The 21,260-nt window shown below is 70.3% G+C and carries 19 protein-coding genes; 8 read left to right on the top strand and 11 right to left on the bottom strand.

Going from position 1 to position 21,260, the window contains the following annotated elements; translation table 11 throughout:
* Positions 1 to 4: 4 nt before the first annotated feature.
* The 4 genes from ACIQD6_RS24945 to ACIQD6_RS24930 all read right to left on the bottom strand — a co-directional run bounded on the left by ACIQD6_RS24945 (position 5) and on the right by ACIQD6_RS24930 (position 3,790).
* Complete coding sequence (locus tag ACIQD6_RS24945) at positions 5 to 334, bottom strand: non-heme iron oxygenase ferredoxin subunit (RefSeq protein WP_401885914.1); 330 nt, start codon at positions 332 to 334, stop codon at positions 5 to 7.
* A complete protein-coding gene (gene sufD / locus ACIQD6_RS24940) occupies positions 331 to 1,512 on the bottom strand; it encodes a Fe-S cluster assembly protein SufD (protein WP_401885912.1) in 1,182 nt (393 codons plus the stop codon). The genes ACIQD6_RS24945 and sufD overlap by 4 nt, the downstream gene beginning before the upstream one ends.
* Positions 1,513 to 1,628: 116 nt before the next feature.
* A complete protein-coding gene (gene sufB, locus ACIQD6_RS24935; RefSeq protein ID WP_401885909.1) occupies positions 1,629 to 3,050 on the bottom strand; it encodes a Fe-S cluster assembly protein SufB in 1,422 nt (473 codons plus the stop codon).
* Entirely contained in the window at positions 3,047 to 3,790 is a 744-nt protein-coding gene (locus ACIQD6_RS24930; protein WP_401885907.1) for a helix-turn-helix transcriptional regulator, read from the bottom strand. Before ACIQD6_RS24930 ends, sufB begins: the two co-directional genes overlap by 4 nt.
* Positions 3,791 to 4,087: 297 nt before the next feature.
* Here ACIQD6_RS24930 and ACIQD6_RS24925 point away from each other — a divergent pair, with 297 nt between their 5' ends.
* From ACIQD6_RS24925 to ACIQD6_RS24915, 3 genes are all read left to right on the top strand, one after another.
* Entirely contained in the window at positions 4,088 to 5,071 is a 984-nt protein-coding gene (locus ACIQD6_RS24925; protein ID WP_401885904.1) for an ABC transporter ATP-binding protein, read from the top strand.
* A complete protein-coding gene (locus ACIQD6_RS24920; RefSeq protein WP_401885901.1) occupies positions 5,068 to 5,886 on the top strand; it encodes an ABC transporter permease in 819 nt (272 codons plus the stop codon). Before ACIQD6_RS24925 ends, ACIQD6_RS24920 begins: the two co-directional genes overlap by 4 nt.
* A gap of 119 nt (positions 5,887 to 6,005) precedes the next feature.
* Positions 6,006 to 6,992, top strand: a complete 987-nt coding sequence (locus ACIQD6_RS24915) for a heme A synthase (protein WP_401885899.1) — start codon at positions 6,006 to 6,008, stop codon at positions 6,990 to 6,992.
* Here ACIQD6_RS24915 and ACIQD6_RS24910 read toward each other — a convergent pair.
* From ACIQD6_RS24910 to ACIQD6_RS24900, 3 genes are all read right to left on the bottom strand, one after another.
* Positions 6,981 to 8,153: an amidohydrolase family protein gene (locus tag ACIQD6_RS24910; protein WP_401885896.1), complete on the bottom strand. Its 1,173-nt coding sequence runs from the start codon at positions 8,151 to 8,153 to the stop codon at positions 6,981 to 6,983. The genes ACIQD6_RS24915 and ACIQD6_RS24910 overlap by 12 nt on opposite strands.
* 103 nt (positions 8,154 to 8,256) lie before the next feature.
* Positions 8,257 to 8,622 carry a hypothetical protein gene (locus ACIQD6_RS24905; protein WP_401885895.1) on the bottom strand — a complete coding sequence of 122 codons (366 nt, stop codon included), beginning with the start codon at positions 8,620 to 8,622 and terminating at the stop codon, positions 8,257 to 8,259.
* A gap of 102 nt (positions 8,623 to 8,724) precedes the next feature.
* Complete coding sequence (locus tag ACIQD6_RS24900) at positions 8,725 to 9,678, bottom strand: heme o synthase (protein ID WP_401885894.1); 954 nt, start codon at positions 9,676 to 9,678, stop codon at positions 8,725 to 8,727.
* Between the two features lie 297 nt (positions 9,679 to 9,975).
* Here ACIQD6_RS24900 and tkt point away from each other — a divergent pair, with 297 nt between their 5' ends.
* Genes tkt through pgl form a run of 5 tightly spaced genes read left to right on the top strand, consistent with a single transcriptional unit; the run spans position 9,976 to position 16,677 of the window.
* Positions 9,976 to 12,051, top strand: coding sequence for a transketolase (gene tkt / locus ACIQD6_RS24895; protein ID WP_401885892.1), 2,076 nt, complete (start codon positions 9,976 to 9,978; stop codon positions 12,049 to 12,051).
* A 34-nt stretch (positions 12,052 to 12,085) separates the two neighbouring features.
* Positions 12,086 to 13,204 (top strand): transaldolase, encoded by a 1,119-nt coding sequence (gene tal / locus ACIQD6_RS24890; RefSeq protein ID WP_401885890.1) that lies wholly within the window; start codon positions 12,086 to 12,088, stop codon positions 13,202 to 13,204.
* A 4-nt stretch (positions 13,205 to 13,208) separates the two neighbouring features.
* Positions 13,209 to 14,741, top strand: a complete 1,533-nt coding sequence (zwf, locus tag ACIQD6_RS24885) for a glucose-6-phosphate dehydrogenase (RefSeq protein WP_401885888.1) — start codon at positions 13,209 to 13,211, stop codon at positions 14,739 to 14,741.
* The gene (gene opcA / locus ACIQD6_RS24880) at positions 14,738 to 15,898 is read left to right on the top strand and encodes a glucose-6-phosphate dehydrogenase assembly protein OpcA (RefSeq protein ID WP_401885886.1); all 1,161 of its coding nucleotides are present in this window, start codon (positions 14,738 to 14,740) and stop codon (positions 15,896 to 15,898) included. The genes zwf and opcA overlap by 4 nt, the downstream gene beginning before the upstream one ends.
* Entirely contained in the window at positions 15,895 to 16,677 is a 783-nt protein-coding gene (gene pgl, locus ACIQD6_RS24875) for a 6-phosphogluconolactonase (RefSeq protein WP_401885884.1), read from the top strand. The genes opcA and pgl overlap by 4 nt, the downstream gene beginning before the upstream one ends.
* 201 nt (positions 16,678 to 16,878) lie before the next feature.
* Here pgl and ACIQD6_RS24870 read toward each other — a convergent pair whose 3' ends face one another.
* The 4 genes from ACIQD6_RS24870 to ACIQD6_RS24855 all read right to left on the bottom strand — a co-directional run bounded on the left by ACIQD6_RS24870 (position 16,879) and on the right by ACIQD6_RS24855 (position 21,176).
* On the bottom strand, positions 16,879 to 18,477 hold the full coding sequence (locus ACIQD6_RS24870) for a PH domain-containing protein (protein ID WP_401885882.1): 1,599 nt from the start codon (positions 18,475 to 18,477) through the stop codon (positions 16,879 to 16,881).
* Positions 18,474 to 18,971: a PH domain-containing protein gene (locus tag ACIQD6_RS24865; RefSeq protein ID WP_401885879.1), complete on the bottom strand. Its 498-nt coding sequence runs from the start codon at positions 18,969 to 18,971 to the stop codon at positions 18,474 to 18,476. The genes ACIQD6_RS24870 and ACIQD6_RS24865 overlap by 4 nt, the downstream gene beginning before the upstream one ends.
* Before the next feature lie 4 nt (positions 18,972 to 18,975).
* On the bottom strand, positions 18,976 to 20,628 hold the full coding sequence (pgi, locus tag ACIQD6_RS24860; RefSeq protein WP_401885877.1) for a glucose-6-phosphate isomerase: 1,653 nt from the start codon (positions 20,626 to 20,628) through the stop codon (positions 18,976 to 18,978).
* Positions 20,629 to 20,840: 212 nt separating this feature from the next.
* Positions 20,841 to 21,176, bottom strand: coding sequence for an RNA polymerase-binding protein RbpA (locus ACIQD6_RS24855; RefSeq protein ID WP_401885875.1), 336 nt, complete (start codon positions 21,174 to 21,176; stop codon positions 20,841 to 20,843).
* Between the last annotated feature and the right edge of the window lie 84 nt (positions 21,177 to 21,260).

Below are 21,260 nucleotides of genomic sequence, written 5' to 3'. Positions count from 1 at the left end.
TGACTCAGGACTCCTGGGTGACGGAGACGAGCACATCGTCCCCTTCGATCTTGACGGGGTATACGGGGACGGGGCGCGTCGCGGGAAGGCCGGACGGCTTGCCGGTACGGAGGTCGAAGCTGGAGCCGTGCAACCAGCATTCGATCATGCAGTCCTCCACCTCGCCCTCCGACAGCGACACGTTCGCGTGCGAGCAGATGTCGTTGATCGCGAACACCTCGCCCTCGGTACGGACGAGGGAGACGGGAACGCCGTCGAGCTCCACCCGTTTCGGGGTGTCGTCCTCCAGCTCTCCCAGTCCACAGGCGCGGACGAAGGTCGCCGGCCCACTCATGAGACTGTCTCCAGCTCCGCCTCGATCTTGGCGAGCAGGCGCTGCTCGACGTCGGGCAGTCCGATCTGCTGGACCAGCTCGGCGAAGAAGCCGCGGACCACCAGACGGCGGGCCTCGGCCTCCGGGATGCCGCGGGCCATCAGGTAGAAGAGCTGCTCGTCGTCGAAGCGGCCGGTGGCCGAGGCGTGACCGGCGCCGGCGATCTCACCGGTCTCGATCTCCAGGTTCGGCACGGAGTCGACCCGCGCGCCGTCCGTGAGAACGAGGTTGCGGTTCATCTCGTAGGTGTCGGTGCCCTCGGCCGAAGCCCGGATCACGACGTCACCGATCCATACGGCGTGCGCGTCGTCGCCCTGGAGGGCGCCCTTGTACACGGCGTTGGACTTGCAGTGCGGGGCGTTGTGGTCGACCAGGAGGCGGTGCTCCTGGTGCTGGCCCTTGTCGGTGAAGTAGAGGCCGAACAGCTCGGCCTCGCCGCCGGGGCCCGCGTACCGCACGCGCGGGTGCAGCCGTACGACATCGCCGCCGAAGGTGACGACGACGGACTTGAACGAGGCGTCGCGGCCGACCAGCGCGTTGTGCTGGGCGACGTGGACGGCCTTGTCGTCCCAGTCCTGGACGGAGACGACGGTCAGCTTGGCGCCGTCCCCGATCAGGTAGTCGACATTGGCCGCGAGCACTCCGTCGCCGGCGTGGTCGATGACCACGACGGCCTCGGCGAAGGCCCCGAGCTCGATGATCTGGTGACCGTAGGCGGTCCCGCCCTGGCCCTGGACGGTGATCCGGACCGGCTCGCTCAGCACGGTCTCCTTGGGCACCGAGACGACCGAGGCCTTCTCGAACGAGGAGAACGCCTGGGCGGCGACCCGGTCCACCGGCGTACCGGCCTTGCCGATCCGGGCGTCGTCGCGGCCGACGGTCTCGACGGTGACGCCCTCGGGGGCCGTCACCTCGACCGTGACGCCGCCGTCCGCCGCGACGGCGGTGCCGTCGTGCAGACCGCGCAGCCGCTCCAGCGGCGTGAACCGCCACTCCTCCTCACGACCGTGCGGGACAGGGAAGTCCGCGACGTCGAAGGAGGGGGACGCGCTCATGCGCGTGGCGACGGTCGACTCGGCGGCCACCGCGATCGAACCGGCGGTGGTGGAACCCACCGGAATGTTCTGAGCCTCAGCCATGGCTGTCGTCGTGCTCTCTCTCTGCCTCTGCGTAAGGAATCGGTCGCTGCCCGGGGAAAGGCGCGTCGGGACGGGACGGGCCCGTGCTGGTGCCGGTCTCGGCACCAGCACCGGCACTAGCCGACGGAGCCTTCCATCTGCAGCTCGATCAGCCGGTTGAGCTCCAGCGCGTACTCCATGGGCAGCTCCTTGGCGATCGGCTCGACGAAGCCGCGCACGATCATCGCCATCGCCTCGAACTCGGTCAGACCACGGCTCATCAGGTAGAAGAGCTGGTCCTCGGAGACCTTGGAGACGGTCGCCTCGTGGCCCATGGACACGTCGTCCTCGCGGACGTCCACGTACGGGTAGGTGTCGGACCGCGAGATGGTGTCCACCAGCAGCGCGTCACAGAGCACATTGGACTTGGAGCCCTCGGCGCCCTCGCCGATCTCGATCAGACCGCGGTACGAGGTACGGCCGCCACCGCGCGCCACCGACTTGGAGACGATGTTCGACGAGGTGTGCGGGGCCATGTGGACCATCTTGGCGCCGGCGTCCTGGTGCTGGCCCTCGCCCGCGAAGGCGATGGACAGGGTCTCGCCCTTGGCGTGCTCGCCCATCAGGTAGACGGCCGGGTACTTCATGGTGACCTTGGAGCCGATGTTGCCGTCGACCCATTCCATGGTCGCGCCCTCGTAGGCCACGGCGCGCTTGGTGACCAGGTTGTAGACGTTGTTCGACCAGTTCTGGATGGTCGTGTAGCGGCAGCGCCCGCCCTTCTTGACGATGATCTCGACCACGGCGCTGTGCAGCGAGTCCGAGGTGTAGATCGGGGCGGTGCAGCCTTCGACGTAGTGGACGTAGGCGTCCTCGTCGACGATGATCAGCGTCCGCTCGAACTGGCCCATGTTCTCCGTGTTGATACGGAAGTAGGCCTGGAGCGGGATGTCGACGTGCACGCCCTTCGGCACGTAGATGAACGATCCGCCGGACCACACGGCCGTGTTCAGCGACGCGAACTTGTTGTCGCCGACCGGGATGACCGTGCCGAAGTACTCCTGGAAGAGCTCCGGGTGCTCCTTGAGCGCGGTGTCGGTGTCCAGGAAGATGACGCCCTGCTCCTCCAGGTCCTCACGGATCTGGTGGTAGACGACCTCGGACTCGTACTGGGCGGCGACACCGGCGACCAGGCGCTGCTTCTCCGCCTCCGGGATACCGAGCTTGTCGTACGTGTTCTTGATGTCCTCCGGCAGGTCCTCCCAGGAAGCGGCCTGCTTCTCGGTGGACCGGACGAAGTACTTGATGTTGTCGAAGTCGATGCCCGACAGGTCCGAGCCCCAGCTCGGCATGGGCTTCTTGTCGAACAGCCGCAGGCCCTTGAGCCGGAGCTTGAGCATCCACTCCGGCTCGTTCTTCTTATCCGAGATGTCACGGACGACAGCGTCGGAAAGGCCTCGCTTGGCGGCGGCGCCGGCGGCGTCGGAGTCGGCCCAGCCGAATTCGTACGTACCCAGGCCCTCGAGTTCGGGGTGGGCAGTCTCTGTGGGGAGCGTCATGCGGGGTTCCTCCCGGCTGTGCTTTCAGATGCGTGATGAGTGGTCTGTGAGGTGGCGCGGGGAATGAAGGTCGTGCAGACCCCGTCGCCATGAGCGATGGTGGCCAGACGCTGCACATGCGTTCCGAGCAGCTGGGAGAAGACCTCGGTCTCCGCCTCGCACAGCTGGGGGAACTGCTCCGCCACGTGCGCGACCGGGCAGTGGTGCTGGCAGAGCTGCTCGCCCTGCCGGTTCGGCGCGCTACGAGCCGTAGCAGCGTACCCGTCGGTGCTCAGCGCCTTGGCGAGTGCCTGGGTACGTTCGTCGGGTTCGGCGGACTGGATCGCTTCGCGGTAGGCCTCGGCCTGGGCGGCGATCCGTGCGCGGGCGAAGGCGGTGACGGCCGCCTCGCCCAGTTCCCCGTCGCCGGCCGTCCGCGCGATCCAGCGCAGGGCGTCGGCGGCGAGCTGGTCGTAGGACTGGTCGAAGGCGTCCCGGCCACAGTCGGTCAGGGCGAACACCTTGGCGGGCCGACCGCGTCCACGCGAGCCGTACACCCGCTGGTCACGCGGCTCCACCACGGAATCCGCGACGAGTGCGTCGAGATGGCGGCGGACGGCCGCCTGGGTGAGTCCGAGGCGCCCGGCCAGTTCGGAAACGGTGGAAGGACCGTGGTCCAGGACGGAGCGCGCGACCCGGTTGCGAGTGGAGTGCTCACCGGTCGCGAGTTCCTCCTGAGGAGCCTCGCCAACGTATTTCACAACGCCATTGTTGCGTAATTCCTTCGGCCGTGACAACCACGGTCCGCAGCCACCAGTGGTGCGCTTTATCACTTAGGGTTACCTAAGAAAGGGCGTTCGTGCAGCGTAGGAGCCCCGCGCGCGGCGCACGGGAGCCGCACGTCCGGTGCCCGCGCGCCCCTTTTCCGGGCGTGCGGGTCGCACGTGGGGGAGAGGCGGGCGCTCCCTTTCGTACGAGCGAGCGGCCCGCCCGGGGGCGTGAGCGGCCCTTGGGCCCCGCGGGCCGAAAGGGCCGCGGGGCTGCCTAGACTTCCCGGCATGTACAGCGACATCGCGGGTGCCCCCCTGCCCGAAAGCGGGTCCGCCGCGGGCCGGGGCTCCGGAGAGCCGGTCGTCGAGGTCCGGGGCCTGGTCAAACGCTACGGGACGAAGACCGCGGTGGACGGCCTGGACCTGGTGGTACGCGCCGGTACGGTCACCGCCGTCCTCGGCCCCAACGGGGCGGGCAAGACCACCACGGTCGAGACCTGCGAGGGCTACCGCACACCCGACGCCGGCACCGTGCGCGTGCTCGGACTCGACCCCGTCGCCGACGCCGCCCGGCTCCGCCCGCGCATCGGCGTGATGCTCCAGTCCGGCGGCGTGTACTCCGGCGCGCGCGCCGGAGAGATGCTGCGCCACATGGCCCGGCTGCACGCGAACCCGCTCGACGTGGACGCGCTGACGGAACGGCTCGGCCTCGGCGGCTGCGGCCGTACGACCTACCGGCGGCTCTCCGGCGGGCAGCAGCAGCGACTCGCGCTGGCCCTGGCCGTCGTCGGCCGCCCCGAGCTGGTCTTCCTGGACGAGCCCACCGCCGGGCTCGACCCGCAGGCCCGCCGCTCCACCTGGGAACTCGTCCGCGAGCTGCGCGCCGACGGCGTCGGCGTGGTGCTGACCACGCACTTCATGGACGAGGCCGAGACGCTGGCCGACGATGTCGTGATCATCGACGCCGGCCGGGTCATCGCCCAGGGCAGCCCCGACGAGCTGTGCCACGGGGGCGCGGAGAACACCCTGCGCTTCACCGGACGCCCCGGGCTCGACCTCGGCTCCCTGCTGAAGGCACTGCCCGACGGCACCGAGGCGGCCGAGCTGACGCCCGGCGTGTACCGGGTCACCGGCACGGTCGACCCGCAGCTGCTGGCCACGGTGGCCTCCTGGTGCGCGCAGCACGGAGTGATGGCGGACGGGATCGCCGTGGAGCGGCACACGCTGGAGGACGTCTTCCTCGAACTGACCGGCAAGGAGCTGCGTTCATGAGCACCGGTACGAGCACCGGCGGCACCCGTGACACCCGCCGGGGAGGTACGGGCGCCGGTACGTACGCCCCGGCGCCCGGCGGCGCCCCGCTGCTCCGGATGATCGGGGCGCAGACGGCGTTCGAGACGAAGCTGCTCCTGCGCAACGGCGAACAGCTGCTGCTGACCGTGATCATCCCGTCCCTGCTGCTGGCACTGTTCTCGACGGTCGACGTCGTCGACACCGGCACGGACAAGGCGGTGGACTTCCTCGCCCCCGGCGTCCTCGCGCTCGCCGTGATGTCCACGGCGTTCACCGGCCAGGCCATCGCCACCGGCTTCGAGCGGCGGTACGGAGTGCTCAAGCGGCTCGCCGTGTCACCGCTGCCGCGCTGGGCCCTGATGACCGCGAAGACGCTCTCCGTCCTGGTCACCGAAGTGCTCCAGATCGTGCTGCTGACGGTGATCGCCTTCGCGCTGGGCTGGTCCCCCCAGGGCAACCCGCTCGCCGTACTGCCCCTGCTCGTGCTGGGCACCGCGGCCTTCTCCGGTCTCGGCCTGCTGATGGCGGGCACCCTGCGCGCCGAGGCCACCCTGGCCGCCGCCAACCTGGTCTTCCTGCTGCTCCTGGTGGGCGGCGGGGTGATCGTGCCGCTGGACGAGTTCCCGGACGCGGCCCGGTCGGTGCTCGGACTGCTGCCGATCTCGGCGCTCTCCGACGGACTGCGGGAGATCCTCCAGCACGGCGCCGCGATGCCGTGGGGCGATCTCGGGATCCTCGCCGTCTGGGCCGCGGTCGGACTCGGCGCGGCGGGCGCGCTCTTCCGCTGGGAGTAAGACCGGTGGGTCCAAGACGGTCGGTCCAAGACGGTCGGTCCAAGGGGGAGTTCTGGCCTCGGCAGCCAGGACTCGGCACACGCACCCCTCGTGAAAAGCTGCACAAGCTCCGTCCTACGATGGTTTCCGTGCAGACCCCCCTCGCATATATCGCCCAACGCTGGACACCGTCACCCCGCACGCTCCAGCGTGCCGCGCTCAGCGCCGTCCTGATGACCGTAGTGATCATCGTGACCGGTGGCGCGGTGCGGCTGAGCAGTTCCGGCCTCGGCTGCGACACCTGGCCCAAGTGCACGGACGACAGCCTCTTCGCCACACCCGAGCAGGGGATTCACGGCGCGATCGAGTTCGGCAACCGGATGCTGACGTACGTGCTGAGCGCGGCCGTCGGCTGGGCGATCATCGCGGCGCGCTCGGGCAAGCCGCGGCGGCGCGGGCTGACCCGGCTCGCCTGGTCCCAGTTCTGGATCGTGATGGGCAATGCCGTGATCGGCGGCATCACGGTGCTGGCGGGCCTCAACCCGTGGACCGTGGCGGGGCACTTCCTCCTCGCCAATGTGCTGCTCACCGTCACCACCCTGACCTGGCTGCGCACCCGCGAGGGCGACGGCACCCCCCGGCCGCGTGTCCCGCGCCCGGTGCGGAAGCTGTCCTGGGCGCTGGTCGGCTCCTCCGCGGCACTGATCGCGGTGGGCACGACGGTGACGGGCTCGGGCAAGCACGCGGGCGACAGCAGCGATGTGCCCAGGATGCCGTTCGACTGGGTCGACGCCGCTCATGTGCATGCCGCGTTCGCCTGGCTCGTCTGCGCGCTGGCCGTGGCGATGTGGCTGGTGCTGCGCGTGGTGGACGCGCCGGCCGACACCCGGGCGCGCGCCAGGGACCTGCTGGTGGTACTGCTCGCCCAGGGCGCCATCGGCTACGTACAGTTCGTCACCGATGTCCCCGAAGTCCTGGTCGGCGCCCATATGTTCGGCTCCAGCCTGATGTGGATCGCCGTCCTGCGGCTGGCGGTGAGCCTGCGCGAGCGGGCCCGGACCACGGCGGACATCCCCGCGCAGTCGGATTCGGATTCGGATTCGGACCAGGCGATGTCAGCGGTCTGACGGCCCGCCGTCCGACAGTCCGTAGAGGCGGCGGGCATTGCCCGCCGCGATCATCCCGGCGACGCGCCGGGCGTCCCCGGGCGACCAGGCCCCGTCGGCGACCCAGCCGCCCAGGACCCGCGCCAGCGCCTCCCGGAAGACCCGGGCCCCGACCACGTGCAGTTCGGGCAGCCCGCGCGCGCCGCTGGAGAACAGCAGCTTCCCGAACGGCGCCAGTTCCAGCATCTGGGCCAGTACGGCCGAGGCTCCGGCCCCCGTATGTGTGAGGGCGGACCCCAGATCCGCGTACACATGCGGGAAGACGCTCGTCAGATGTGCGGTGTGCCGGTGGTACGGAGGGGACGCCGACAGGACGAGGGCGGTGCCGAGCCCGGCCGTGGCCGTCGCGAAACCGGTGAGCGGCAGGGGATCGGCGTGACCGGCCGTCCGGTACGCGCCGGGGGCGCCGGTGTGCAGATGCAGCGGCAGCCCCGAGGCGACCGCCGTCCAGAGCAGATGGCGCAGCAGTACGGGATCGGTGGGCGGGCTCCCGGTCCGGCGCCCGGCCAGCCAGCGTCCCGCCGCGCCGCGCGCTTCTCCGGGCCCCGGCGGATCGGGCGCCGCCGCGAGACCGTACCCGGCCACGGCCCCGTCCCCGTTCCCGAGACCGTTCCCGTCGACCGGGGTGAAGGCGACGGAGCTGAAGGCGACGGCCGAGCGGGCGGCGGTGTGTACGGCCTCGGCGAAGCCCGCGAGGAAGCCGGCGACGGATCCGGAGACATCGGCGACCCGTTCGGCGAGCGGTTCGAGCCGGACGATCTCATGGGCGGCGGCCTGCCCCGCCACGGCCAGTTCGTCGGGCCGGGTCAGGTCGCCGGGCGCTCCGGTGTCCACCAGATAGGTGGAGATCCCGGTGGATCGCAGGAGCCGTCCGGCGACTTCGAGGGTGCCGAGTTCCCGGCGGCGGGCGAGATAGCGGGCCGGCGAGCAGTGTGGATCGAGCCCGAGCAGCGGCGGGCACCAGCGCCGCACCGCGAACCCGGTCTGCGTGTCGAAGAAGGTGGTGCCCGGGGCGGCCGGTCCGGGCACCCGGCCGAGCTGGGCCTCGAAGGTGCCGAGACCCAGTTCCGTACGGAGCACACCGTGGCAGCACTGGTCCACCAGGGACGCTGCTTCGATCATCGCCGATTCCCGTCTAGGTCCGGACAGGGCCTGGGACCGTACCGCTTGCTCCTACAGTCCTAACGGGTGAGTTCTGATCAGGTGGCGCTTTTCGGACCTCGCGTCAGACCTCGCGGCCGCCGAGCTGGATCCCGGCCATGCGGCTCCATTCGTACGGTCCGGTACTCACCTTGGCGGCGAACTCCCCGTCGAAGGAGTCGTGCAGTGTGAGCCCGGCCTTCTCGGCGGCGGCGCGCGCGAGGGCGTGCGTGGGGGCGACCAGATCGCCCCAGCTGCCGTCCTCGCCGACGAGCACGATGCGGGTGCCGGCCTGTCCGATGTACGCGAGCTGTCCCTCGGCTCCGCCGTGGCGTCCGGCGAAGGCGCCGATCTGCTTGGCCAGCCGGGCGGCCCTGCGTTCGGCGCGCGCCGCCTGCCGGGCCAGTGCCTTGTTCTCGTCCCGCTGCTCAACCTGCTGGGTCTCTGCCATGACTGGATGCTACCGACGGGTAGAGAAACGGGCGACGGGCGGGGTACGTGGCCTCGACCACTGAGGACCACGTACCCCGCCCGTCGAAGAGTCCGTTACCTGCTACCGCAGGAAGGGATCCACCGCCACCGCCACGAAGAGCAGCGACACATAGGTGATGGACCAGTGGAAGAGCCGCATCTCCTTGAGTTTGCCGCCGACCTCGCCGGCCTTGGCCCGCGAGTGGAGGCCGTGTGCCTCCCAGAGCCACAGGCCGCCGGCCAGCAGCGCCACCGTCGTGTAGAACCAGCCGGTGTAACCCAGCGGAGTCAGCAGCAGCGAGACGCCGACCATCACCCAGCTGTAGAGGACGATCTGGCGGGCCACGACACGGTTGGACGCCACGACCGGAAGCATCGGCACGCCCACGCGCGCGTAGTCCTCCTTGACCCTCATCGAGAGCGGCCAGTAATGCGGCGGCGTCCAGAAGAACATGACGAGAAAGAGGATGACCGGGGCCCAGTCCATCGAATTCGTGACGGAGGACCAGCCGATCAGTACCGGCATGCAGCCGGCGATACCGCCCCAGACGATGTTCTGGGAGGTGCGGCGCTTGAGGATCATCGTGTAGACGACGACATAGAAAAGGAGCGCGCCGAGCGCGAGGGCCGCGGACAGCCAGTTGACGAGGAAGCCGAACCAGAGCGTCGAGATCACGGCCAGCGCGAGGCCGAAGATCAGCCCCTCGCGCGGCGAGACCATGCCGGTGACCAGGGGACGCTGGGAGGTGCGGTCCATCAGGGCGTCGATGTCACGGTCGATGTACATGTTCAGCGCGTTCGCGCCGCCGGCGGACAGATAACCACCGACGCAGGTGATCAGCACCAGCCACAGGTCGGGCACACTCTGCGCGGCCAGGAACATCACCGGAACCGTGGTGATGAGCAGCAGCTCGATGATCCGCGGCTTGGTCAGCATCACAAATGCTTTGACGCGCGCCCCGAACGGCCGATGGCCCCCCGAGTTCGGAGTCGGAACGACCCCTGCGGGTCGGGACTCGACGGCTGTCACGTACACCCCTGACAGAGAAATCCCAGCAAGCTCCAGGCGTGAAGGCCCGGTAAAGACTTGCGCGTACCACGCCACTCTAGACGTTGCCCAGATGCCGTTCCTCGCGGGGGTGTGGTCGGGTCAGACCGCTTTGAACGCCCTCCCGACACGGTGCGTACACCTGCCGGGAGGCGAAGTCCACAAGGGCGCCGCACCCTGGAAACGCACTCGGAACGATGGCTGGTGCTGCGGGTAGGCTCGACAGCGAACCGGTGCGACCTCAGACACCGGGATTCGACATGTGGAGAGGAGCCCTGACTCAGGGTGAGCACCAAGCCGACCACCACAGACCTCGAGTGGACCGAATTGGACCAGCGGGCTGTTGACACCGCCCGCGTCCTGGCCATGGATTCCGTACAGAAAGTCGGCAACGGCCATCCTGGTACGGCCATGAGCCTGGCCCCCGCCGCGTACACCCTCTTCCAGAAGGTGATGCGGCACGACCCCGCCGACGCGCAGTGGACCGGCCGTGACCGGTTCGTCCTCTCGGTGGGCCACTCGTCCCTGACCCTCTACATCCAGCTCTTCCTGGCCGGCTACGGCCTGGAGCTCGAAGACCTGGAGTCCTTCCGCACCTGGGGTTCGAAGACCCCGGGCCACCCGGAGTACGGACACACCGTCGGCGTGGAGACCACCACCGGCCCGCTCGGGCAGGGTGTCGCGAACGCCGTGGGCATGGCGATGGCCGCCCGCTACGAGCGGGGCCTGTACGACCCGGACGCCGCGCCCGGCACCTCACCGTTCGACCACACCATCTGGGCCATCGCCGGCGACGGCTGCCTCCAGGAGGGCATCTCGGCAGAGGCGTCCTCGCTGGCCGGCCACCAGAAGCTCGGCAACCTGGTCCTGCTGTGGGACGACAACCACATCTCGATCGAGGGTGACACGGAGACCGCCGTCTCCGAGGACACCATCAAGCGGTACGAGGCCTACGGCTGGCATGTCCAGCGCGTCGAGCAGTCCCCCGACGGCGACCTCGACCCGCGGGCGCTGCACGAGGCGCTGCTGGCGGCGCGGGCCGAGACCGAGCGCCCCTCGTTCATCGCGGCCCGCTCGATCATCGCCTGGCCCGCCCCGCACGCGCAGAACACCGAGGCCGCGCACGGCTCGGCGCTCGGCGACGAAGAGGTCGCGGCCACCAAGAAGGTCCTCGGCTTCGACCCGGCCAAGTCCTTCGACGTCGCGGGCGAGGTCCTGTCGCACACGCGTGAGGCGCTCGACCGCGGCCGTGAGACGCGCGGCGAGTGGGAGAAGGCGTTCGCCGCGTGGCGTACGGCCAACCCGGAGCGCGCGGCCACCTTCGACCGGGTGCGCGCGGGTGAACTGCCCGCCGGCTGGGAGGACAAGCTCCCCGCCTTCGAGACCGGCAAGGCCGTGGCGACGCGTGCCGCGTCCGGCAAGGTGCTCCAGGCGCTCGGCGAGGTCATCCCCGAGCTGTGGGGCGGCTCCGCCGACCTCGCCGGTTCGAACAACACCACCATCGACAAGACGTCGTCGTTCCTCCCGGCGGGCAACCCGCTGCCCGGGGCGGACCCGTACGGCCGCACGGTGCACTACGGCATCCGCGAGCACGCCATGGGCTCGACGATGAACGGCATCGCGCTGCACGGCAACACCCGTATCTACGGCGGCACCTTCCTGGTGTTCTCCGACTACATGCGCCCGGCCGTCCGGCTCGCCGCGCTCATGCGGGCGCCCGTCACGTACGTGTGGACGCACGACTCGATCGGCCTGGGCGAGGACGGTCCGACCCACCAGCCGGTCGAGCACCTCTCCGCGCTGCGCGCCATCCCGGGGCTGAACATCGTCCGCCCCGCCGACGCCAACGAGACGGCGATCGCCTGGCGCGAGATCCTCAAGCGCCACGACAAGGGCGCCCCGCACGGTCTGGCGCTGACCCGCCAGGGTGTGCCGACGTACGAGGCCAACGACGAGGCCGCCAAGGGCGGTTACGTCCTGTTCGAGGCCGACGGCGGTACCCCCGAGGTCGTCCTGATCGGTACGGGCTCCGAGGTGCAGCTCGCCGTCGAGGCGCGCGAGCAGCTCCAGGCCGCGGGCATCCCGGCCCGGGTGGTCTCGATGCCGTCCGTCGAATGGTTCGAGGAGCAGGACCAGGCCTACAAGGACAGCGTCCTGCCGCCCTCCGTGAAGGCCCGCGTGGCGGTCGAGGCCGGTGTCGGGCTCACCTGGCACCGGTACGTCGGCGACGCCGGCCGCATCGTGTCCCTGGAGCACTTCGGCGCCTCCGCCGACGCCAAGGTCCTCTTCCGCGAGTTCGGCTTCACCGCTGACGCCGTGGCCGCCGCCGCCCGGGAATCTCTCGCGGCCGTGGCGCGCTGACGCCGATATACGAACAGTAGGAGATGCAAACCTCATGACAGACGCACTCAAGCGCCTCTCCGACGAAGGCGTCGCGATCTGGCTCGACGACCTGTCGCGCACGCGCATCACGTCCGGCAACCTCGCCGAACTGATCGACCAGCAGCACGTGGTGGGCGTCACCACCAACCCGTCGATCTTCCAGAAGGCGATCTCCGACGGGCACGGCTACGACAGCCAGCTCACGGACCTCGCCGCCCGCAAGGTCACCGTCGAAGAAGCCATCCGCATGATCACGACGGCGGACGTCCGTGACGCCGCCGACATCCTGCGCCCGGTCTTCGACGCGACGCAGGGCCAGGACGGCCGGGTCTCCATCGAGGTCGACCCGCGCCTGGCGCACAACACCCGGGCGACCATCGCCGAGGCCAGGCAGCTCGCCTGGCTGGTGGACCGCCCGAACACGCTCATCAAGATCCCGGCGACCAAGGCCGGGCTGCCGGCGATCACCGAGACCATCGGCCGGGGCATCAGCGTCAACGTCACGCTGATCTTCTCGCTGGAGCGTTACCGCGAGGTCATGGACGCCTACATCGCGGGTCTGGAGAAGGCCAAGGCCCTGGGCCTGGACCTCTCCAAGATCCACTCGGTGGCGTCCTTCTTCGTGTCCCGCGTGGACACCGAGATCGACAAGCGGCTCGACGCGCAGGGCACGGCCGAGGCCAAGGAGGCCCGCGGCAAGGCGGCCCTGGCCAACGCCCGGCTCGCGTACGAGGCGTACGAGGAGGTCTTCTCCTCGGAGCGCTGGGAGGTCCTGGACCGCGCTCAGGCCAACAAGCAGCGTCCGCTGTGGGCCTCGACCGGCGTCAAGGACCCCGCGTACAAGGACACCCTGTACGTCGACGAGCTGGTCGCCCCGCACACGGTGAACACCATGCCGGAGGCCACCCTCGAAGCCACCGCCGACCACGGCCGGATCACCGGTGACACCGTGCGCGGTACGTACGACCAGGCGCGCGCCGACCTCGCGGCCGTCGCGAAGCTCGGAGTCTCGTACGACGACGTCGTCCAGCAGCTGGAGGACGAAGGCGTCGAGAAGTTCGAGGCCGCCTGGACCGACCTGCTCAAGTCGACGGAGGCGGAGCTCAAGCGCCTCGCTCCTTCGGAGGGCTGAACCCTTGACCGCAACCCACGGAGCGAACCCGCTCCGTGACGCCGCGGACCGACGGCTCCCGCGTATCGCGGGGCCGTCGGGCCTGGTCATCTTTGGCGTCACGGGCGATTTGTCCCGCAAAAAGCTGATGCCTGCGGTTTACGACCTCGCCAATCGTGGGCTGCTGCCCCCGGGCTTCTCCCTCATCGGCTTCGCCCGCCGCGAGTGGCAGGACGAGGACTTCGCGCAGGAAGTGCACGACGCCGTCAAGGAACACGCGCGTACGCCGTTCCGTGAGGAGGTCTGGCAGCAGCTCATCCAGGGGATGCGCTTCGTCCAGGGCACCTTCGACGACGACCAGGCGTTCGAGAACCTGAAGGCGACGATCGCCGACCTCGACAAGGTGCAGGGCACCGGCGGCAACTTCGCGTTCTATCTCTCCGTACCGCCGAAGTTCTTCCCGCAGGTCGTCCGGCAGCTCAAGAAGCACGGTCTCGCGGACCAGACGGACGGCTCCTGGCGCCGCGCGGTCATCGAGAAGCCGTTCGGCCACGACCTGGTCTCCGCGAAGGAGCTCAACAAGGTCGTCCACGAGGTCTTCCCGTCCAACGAGGTCTTCCGGATCGACCACTACCTGGGCAAGGAGACCGTCCAGAACATCCTGGCGCTGCGGTTCGCCAACACCCTCTTCGAGCCGATCTGGAACCGGTCGTACGTCGATCATGTCCAGATCACCATGGCCGAGGACATCGGCATCGGCGGCCGGGCCGGGTACTACGACGGCATCGGCGCCGCCCGTGACGTCATCCAGAACCACCTCCTCCAGCTGCTCGCGCTGACCGCGATGGAGGAGCCCGCCTCCTTCGACGCCGATGCGCTGGCCGCGGAGAAGACCAAGGTCCTCGGCGCGGTGAAGCTGCCGAAGGATCTCGGGGAGGGCACGGTCCGCGGGCAGTACGCGGCGGGCTGGCAGGGCGGCGAGAAGGCCGTCGGCTATCTCCAGGAGGACGGTATCGACTCCAAGTCGAAGACCGACACCTACGCCGCGGTGAAGCTGCAGATCGACAACCGCCGCTGGGCGGGAGTCCCCTTCTACCTCCGTACCGGCAAGCGCCTGGGCCGCCGGGTCACCGAGATCGCGGTCGTCTTCCAGCGCGCTCCGCACTCCCCCTTCGACCACACGGCCACGGAAGAGCTGGGGCACAACGCCCTGGTCATCCGCGTCCAGCCGGACGAGGGCGTGACCATGCGGTTCGGTTCGAAGGTGCCCGGCACCTCGATGGAGGTCCGGGACGTCTCGATGGACTTCGCGTACGGCGAGTCCTTCACGGAGTCCAGCCCCGAGGCGTACGAGCGGCTCATCCTCGATGTGCTGCTCGGCGACTCGAATCTCTTCCCGCGGGTGGAGGAGGTCGAGCTGTCCTGGAAGATCCTCGACCCGATCGAGGATTACTGGGACAAGCACGGCAAGCCCGCGCAGTACGAGTCCGGGACCTGGGGTCCGGCCGAGGCGGACGAAATGCTCGCACGAGACGGACGGAGCTGGCGCCGGCCATGAAGATCGACCTTACGGACACCACGTCCAGCAAGATCAACAAGGCGTTGGTGCAGGGGCGCCGGGCCATCGGCACCCCCGCCGTCGGCATGGTCCTCACGCTGGTCATCGTCACCGACGAGGAGAACGCGTACGACGCGCTCAAGGCCGCCAACGAGGCGTCCCGCGAGCACCCGTCGCGCAAACTCGTCGTCGTCAAGCGGATCTCGCGCTCGCCCCGCGACCGGGCCAAGGCCCGCCTCGACGCCGAGGTACGGGTGGGCGCGGACGCGGGCACCGGCGAGACGGTCGTCCTCAGGCTGTACGGCGAGGTCATGGACCACGCCCAGTCGGTGGTCCTGCCGCTGCTGCTGCCGGACGCCCCGGTCGTCGTGTGGTGGCCGGTCAACGCCCCGGTCAACCCGGCCAGGGACGCGCTGGGCAGGCTGGCGCAGCGCCGGGTCACCGACACGTACGCCGCCGAGCACCCCGTCGAGGAACTGACGGCTCGCGCCGACGCGTACACCCCGGGCGACACGGATCTGTCCTGGACCCGGATCACACCGTGGCGCTCGATGGTCGCGGCGGCCCTGGACCAGGTGGACTGCGCGGTCACCTCGGTCGAGGTGGAGGGCGAGGCGCACAACCCGAGCTGCGAACTGCTCGCCATGTGGCTCGCGGACCGGCTGGAGGTGCCGGTCAGGCGCGCGGTCTCGTCCGGTCCCGGTCTCACGGCCGTACGGATGGCGACCACCTGCGGCCCGATCGAGCTGGACCGGGCCGACGGCTCGCTGGCGACGCTCTCCATCGAGGGACAGCCGGACCGGGCGGTGGCGCTGAAGCGCCGGGAGACCTCGGAGCTGATCGCGGAGGAGTTGCGCCGGCTGGACCCGGACGACACCTACGCGTCGGCGCTGCGGTTCGGTGTGCACCGGCTGGGTGACGCGGCGGACGCGAAGGACGCCTTCGAGAGGACGCCGTCCGCGGCCTCGGGCTCGGCTTCGGCCTCCGCGTCGGGGTCTGTTGCCGGGTCAGGGTCGGCGGGGTCTCCGTCCGGGACTGCCTCCGGGTCCGCGTCGGGGACTGCTTCCGGGTCGGCGTCCGCTTCCTCCAGGACCGACGCGTCGGCCCTGGAGCGGGTCACCCCGGCCACCGTGGCCAAGCGGACGGAGCAGAAGTGAGTGCTCCGCAGCTTGTCGTCCACCGCGACAAGGAGCTGATGGCGCAGGCCGCGGCGGCCCGGCTGATCACGAAGGTCGTGGACGCCCAGGCCGCCCGCGGCTCCGCCTCGGTCGTCCTGACGGGCGGACGCAACGGCAACGGTCTGCTGGCCGCGCTGGCCGCGGCGCCCGCCCGGGACGCGGTCGACTGGTCGCGGCTGGATCTGTGGTGGGGCGACGAGCGTTTCCTCCCCGAGGGCGACCCGGAGCGGAACATCACCCAGGCCCGGGAAGCGCTGCTCGACTCGGTGCCGCTGGACCCGTCACGGGTGCATGCGATGCCGGCCTCGGACGGTCCGTACGGCAGTGACGTGGAGGCGGCGGCAGCCGCGTACGCCACCGAACTCGCCGCCGCGTCGCGCCCGGAGGACCACGGTCCGGTGCCGACCTTCGACGTGCTGATGCTGGGCGTCGGACCGGACACCCATGTCGCGTCGCTCTTCCCCGAACTGCCGGGCGTACGGGAGACCGAGCGCTCGGTGGTCGCGGTGCACGGTGCCCCGAAGCCGCCACCGCTGCGTATCTCCCTCACGCTGCCGGCGATCCGCGCGGCCCACGAGGTGTGGCTGCTGGCGGCGGGCGAGGACAAGGCGAAGGCCGCGGAGATCGCTCTGTCGGGCGCGGGTGAGATCCAGGCCCCGGCGGCGGGCGCGTACGGTCGCAGCCGCACGCTGTGGCTGCTGGACGCGGCGGCGGCCTCGGCGCTGCCCCGCGACCTCTACCCGCCGGCCTCCGCCTGACGTCGTGTCACTCCGGCCGGTCGCCGGAGTGGCCGAAGGCCCGGACCGCCCCGTTGCTTTGACGGGCGGTCCGGGCCTTCGGCCTCTCGGCCGGACCGGTAACCGGCCCCCTGCCAGAGGATCAGAGGATGATCTGGTCGGCCTCGGCCTCCAGCCGCGCCACGGCCGAGCGGGTCTCGACGGCTGGTAGTTGACATGCCGTCATACCCGCCCTGTTCCCGGTCCGTGACCAGGAGGGTCCTGCTCGCTCATCAGGAACGGCTCCAGCAGACCGGGCACGGCCTCCGCCGCGAAGGCGAGACCTTCGCCCTGGGCCGCGTCACGTACGTGGTACGCGCCCGAGCCCGCGGCGGTCGTCGCCGTCAGGGTCAGCAGGCCCGCGCGGCGCTGGAAGACGGACTGTTTGACCGTCCAACCGATCACGCCGTCGCGCTGAAGGGCGGCCGTCGTGCGGCCCATGGAGCCCGAGCGGGTGACCAGGTACTCGCCGCTGAGGCCATGGCCCAGGTTGCGGTAGGCGTCGAGCGCGAGCAGGACGGCCACCGGCAGCAGGACCAGGGCGCAGACCGCCGCACACCACAGCAGAACCGTGCGCGCGGCGTCGGGCAGCAGCAGGCCGAGGACCGTCAGGATCACGACCGGCGACAGGGCGCAGGCCACGGACCAGCGCAGTCGGCGCCCTCGGGCCGCGCGGGGATGCGGGGTCAGGGTGACCGCGTTCGTCGGCGACACGGACTCGCGCAGGACCTGGGCCGCCAGTTCATCCGCCACCGCGCGCGGCGCCACGGGCAGCAGGGTCTTGTTCTCGGTCCGCTCCTCGTCGTCGTGGGCGATACCGGTGGCGATCGCGTCCACCCTGGCCGCGCCGGACAGCCGGACGCCGAGTGGCTCGACCACCTCCACGCCTCGCAGCCGGCGCTCCTCGACGGAGACCGAGCGGGAGGTGAACAGTCCGCGCCGGACCCGCAGGGTGCCGCCCGGCTCGCGCTCCAGCCGGTAGTTCCACCACATCTCGATCCACAGGCCGAGCGCGCCGACGACCCCGGCGAGCCCCGTCCCGCCCAGCAGGATCAGGACCGCCGAGAGGACCGAGGTGTCCCGGAAGAGGTCGGCCACCCAGCCGAACAGCCGCGCCTGCGCACCGAACCATTCGCTGGCCTGTACCAGACCGCCGGCCGCCGCGCCGCCGAGCACCGGGGTGAGGAAGGAGACCGGCGCGTACCGGATCCAGCCGGGATCGAGAACGGCCAGCGTGCCTTCGCGGTACGCGCCCGGTGACTCGGGGGTGCGGTCGAGCAGTTCCGTACGGAGTCGTTCCCCCTCGGCCCGGGTGACCGGGTCGAGTTCCAGTGTGGACTCGCCGCCGGACTGCTCGCCGGTGCCGATGCGCACCTTCACCAGTCCGAGGATCCGGAGCAGGAGGTGGGCTGTCAGGTCGACGCTGCGGATCCGCTCGCGGGCCAGCGAACGGCGTTTGACCAGGACCAGGCCCGTGTGCAGTTCGGCGCGCTCGGGCCCTATGCGGTAGCGGGTGCGGCGCCAGCGGACGTACTCCCCGCCGGTCCCGCAGGCGATCAGCAGCAGCGCTCCGGCCAGCACCCAGGCGAGTGCCTGCCAGAACGGCATGCCGCCCGCCAGGCCGAGGGTGGTCGGTACCCCGGCGCCCACGACGACCCCGGTCATGACCACCGCGGTGACCAGGAGGGTGCGCCGGTCGAGCCGCCGCCACTCCCCCTCCGGTCCCGGCTCCTGGCGCCACTCCCCGGCCGAGAGGTCCGGGGCCACGGCGGGCTCGCTCATGTGGCGTCCCCCGGAGTGGCCTGGGTGATATCGGTCAGCTGCCCGGCCAGCTCCGCCGCCAGCTCATGGTCGAGCCCCTTGATCCGCACCGCGCCCTTGGAGGACGCGGTCGTGACGGTCACGGTGGAGAGCTTGAACATCTGCTCCAGCGGACCGCGCACGGTGTCCACGGTCTGGATGCGGGACATCGGCGCGATCCGCCACTCCTGCCAGAAGAAGCCGGTACGGACGTAGACCGCCTCGTCCGTCACCTCCCAGCGGTGCACCTTGTACCACCACGCCGGTATCAGCGCCGCACAGGCCAGCCCGATCACCGCCAGCCCGACGGCGGGCCCCAGCAGCCACAGCCGCACCGGGGCTATGAGAGCCCCCAGCACGGCGAGCGGCACCACCGGAGCCGCCGTGAGCAGCAGCCATTGCGTGCGCCACCAGGTGGTGGCGCGCTTGTCCAGCGTGTTCTTCGGCGGCCGGAGCCGCCGCTCCCCCGGTGCCATCGGTTCAGCGTCCTCGCAGCGAGCGGTAGGCGGAGACCAGCGCCGCGGTCGATCCGTCCAGCTGATCGCCGGCCTTGTCGCCGGTCAGGACGGGCTCGATCCTCTTGGCGAGGACCTTGCCGAGCTCGACGCCCCACTGGTCGAAGGAGTCGATGTTCCAGATGGCGCCCTGGACGAACACCTTGTGCTCGTACAGCGCGACCAGCTGGCCCAGGACGGACGGGGTGAGCGTCCCGGCGAGGATCGTGGTGGTCGGGTGGTTGCCGAGGAACGTCTTGTGCGGCACCAGCTCCTCGGGCACGCCCTCGGCCCGTACCTCCTCCGGCGTCTTGCCGAAGGCGAGCGCCTGGGTCTGCGCGAAGAAGTTGGCCATGAGCAGGTCGTGCTGCGCGACGAGACCGGGCCGCAGGTCGTCGACCGGCCGGGCGAAGCCGATGAAGTCCGCCGGGATGACCTTGGTGCCCTGGTGGATCAGCTGATAGTAGGCGTGCTGGCCGTTGGTGCCCGGGGTGCCCCAGACGACGGGTCCGGTCTGCCAGTCCACCGGATTGCCGTCCCGGTCCACCGACTTGCCGTTGGACTCCATGTCCAGCTGCTGGAGGTACGCGGTGAACCTCGACAGGTAGTGGCTGTACGGCAGGACCGCGTGCGACTGGGCGTCGAAGAACGCCCCGTACCAGACACCCAGCAGCCCGAGCAGCAGCGGCGCGTTGTCTTCCGGCGCCGCCGTACGGAAGTGCTCGTCGACGAGGTGGAAGCCGTCGAGCATCTCGCGGAACCGGTCGGGTCCGATCGCGATCATCAGCGAGAGGCCGATGGCCGAGTCGTACGAGTAGCGGCCGCCGACCCAGTCCCAGAACTCGAACATGTTGGCCGTGTCGATACCGAACTCGGAGACCTTCTCGCCGTTCGTGGAGAGCGCCACGAAGTGCTTGGCGACCGCCTCCTGGCCGGCCCCGAGCCCGGTCAGCAGCCAGTCGCGCGCGGACGTCGCGTTGGTGACGGTCTCGATGGTGGTGAAGGTCTTGGACGCGATGACGAACAGCGTCTCGGCCGGGTCCAGGTCCCGTACGGCCTCGTGCAGATCGGCGCCGTCGACGTTGGAGACGAAACGGACGGTCAGCTCGCGGTCGGTGAAGGACCGGAGCGCTTCGTACGCCATCGCCGGGCCGAGGTCGGAGCCGCCGATGCCGATGTTGACCACGTTCTTGATGGGCCGGCCGGTGTGGCCGGTCCACTCGCCGGACCTGACCTGTCCGGCGAAGGCGCTCATCTTGTCGAGGACGGCGTGCACCGCCGGCACGACGTTCTCCCCGTCGGCCTCGATGACGGCGTCGCGCGGGGCGCGCAGCGCGGTGTGGAGCACCGCGCGGTCCTCGGTGGTGTTGATCTTCTCGCCGCGGAACATCGCGTCCCGCAGCTCCGCCACCCCGGCCGCCGCGGCCAGCTCGCGCAGCAGCGCCAGCGTCTCGTCGGTCACCAGGTGCTTGGAGTAGTCCAGGTAGAGGTCACCGACCTGGAGGGTGTAGCCGGTGCCACGCGCCGGGTCGCCGGCGAACAGCTCCCGCAGATGCGTCTGCCCCAGCTGCTCGCGGTGCTTGCCCAGCGCGCTCCACTCAGGCATCCGGTTGAGCCTGGTACGGCCTGCTGCGTTCATTCGGAGATCAGCCCACTTCCACTCGTGCCTGTACGCATGCCCTGCTGCCTGTCCAACCTAATTGATCAGGGTGACCGGCGAGGCGGCGGCGAGCGCGAAGGGCCCGGCGGCAGGCAGGGCGGGGGTGTTGAGCCCGGACACGGGAATTGGCGGAAACGCCATGGGCGGAAACGGTACGGCCGGACACCTGTCAGGTATCCGGCCGGAAGTCTCTAGATCTCGCCGCGCAGCTTGGCGAGTGCTTCGGCGAGGATCGCTTCGCCGTCGGCGTCGCTGCGCCGCTCCCGCACATAGGCGAGGTGGGTCTTGTACGGCTCCGTACGCGGCGGGGCCGGCGGGCTGTCCCGGTCCTGACCGGCCGGGAATCCGCAGCGCGGGCAGTCCCACGTCTCCGGAACCTGCGCGTCACTGGCGAAGCTCGGCACCGTCTCGTGCCCGTTCGAGCACCAGAAGGAAATGCGCAGGCGGGGCGCGGACTCGCCACGCTCGGCCTCACCCATCGGCCCCGCTCCGACCCGGCTTCCCCGGATCGCGTTGCCACTTGCCACGGTCGTAACTCCCTGCGTGATGGTGCCGCAAAGCATCGATAGGCAGCTCCGCTGCCGGGCGCCCCAGTCTACGTAAGGCCCAAC

It is taken from the genome of Streptomyces sp. NPDC088400, from assembly GCF_044753355.1.
Taxonomy (GTDB): Bacteria; Actinomycetota; Actinomycetes; order Streptomycetales; family Streptomycetaceae; genus Streptomyces.
The sequence above is the reverse complement of the archived record's forward strand: the minus strand, read 5'-3'. Positions and strand labels throughout refer to the sequence as shown.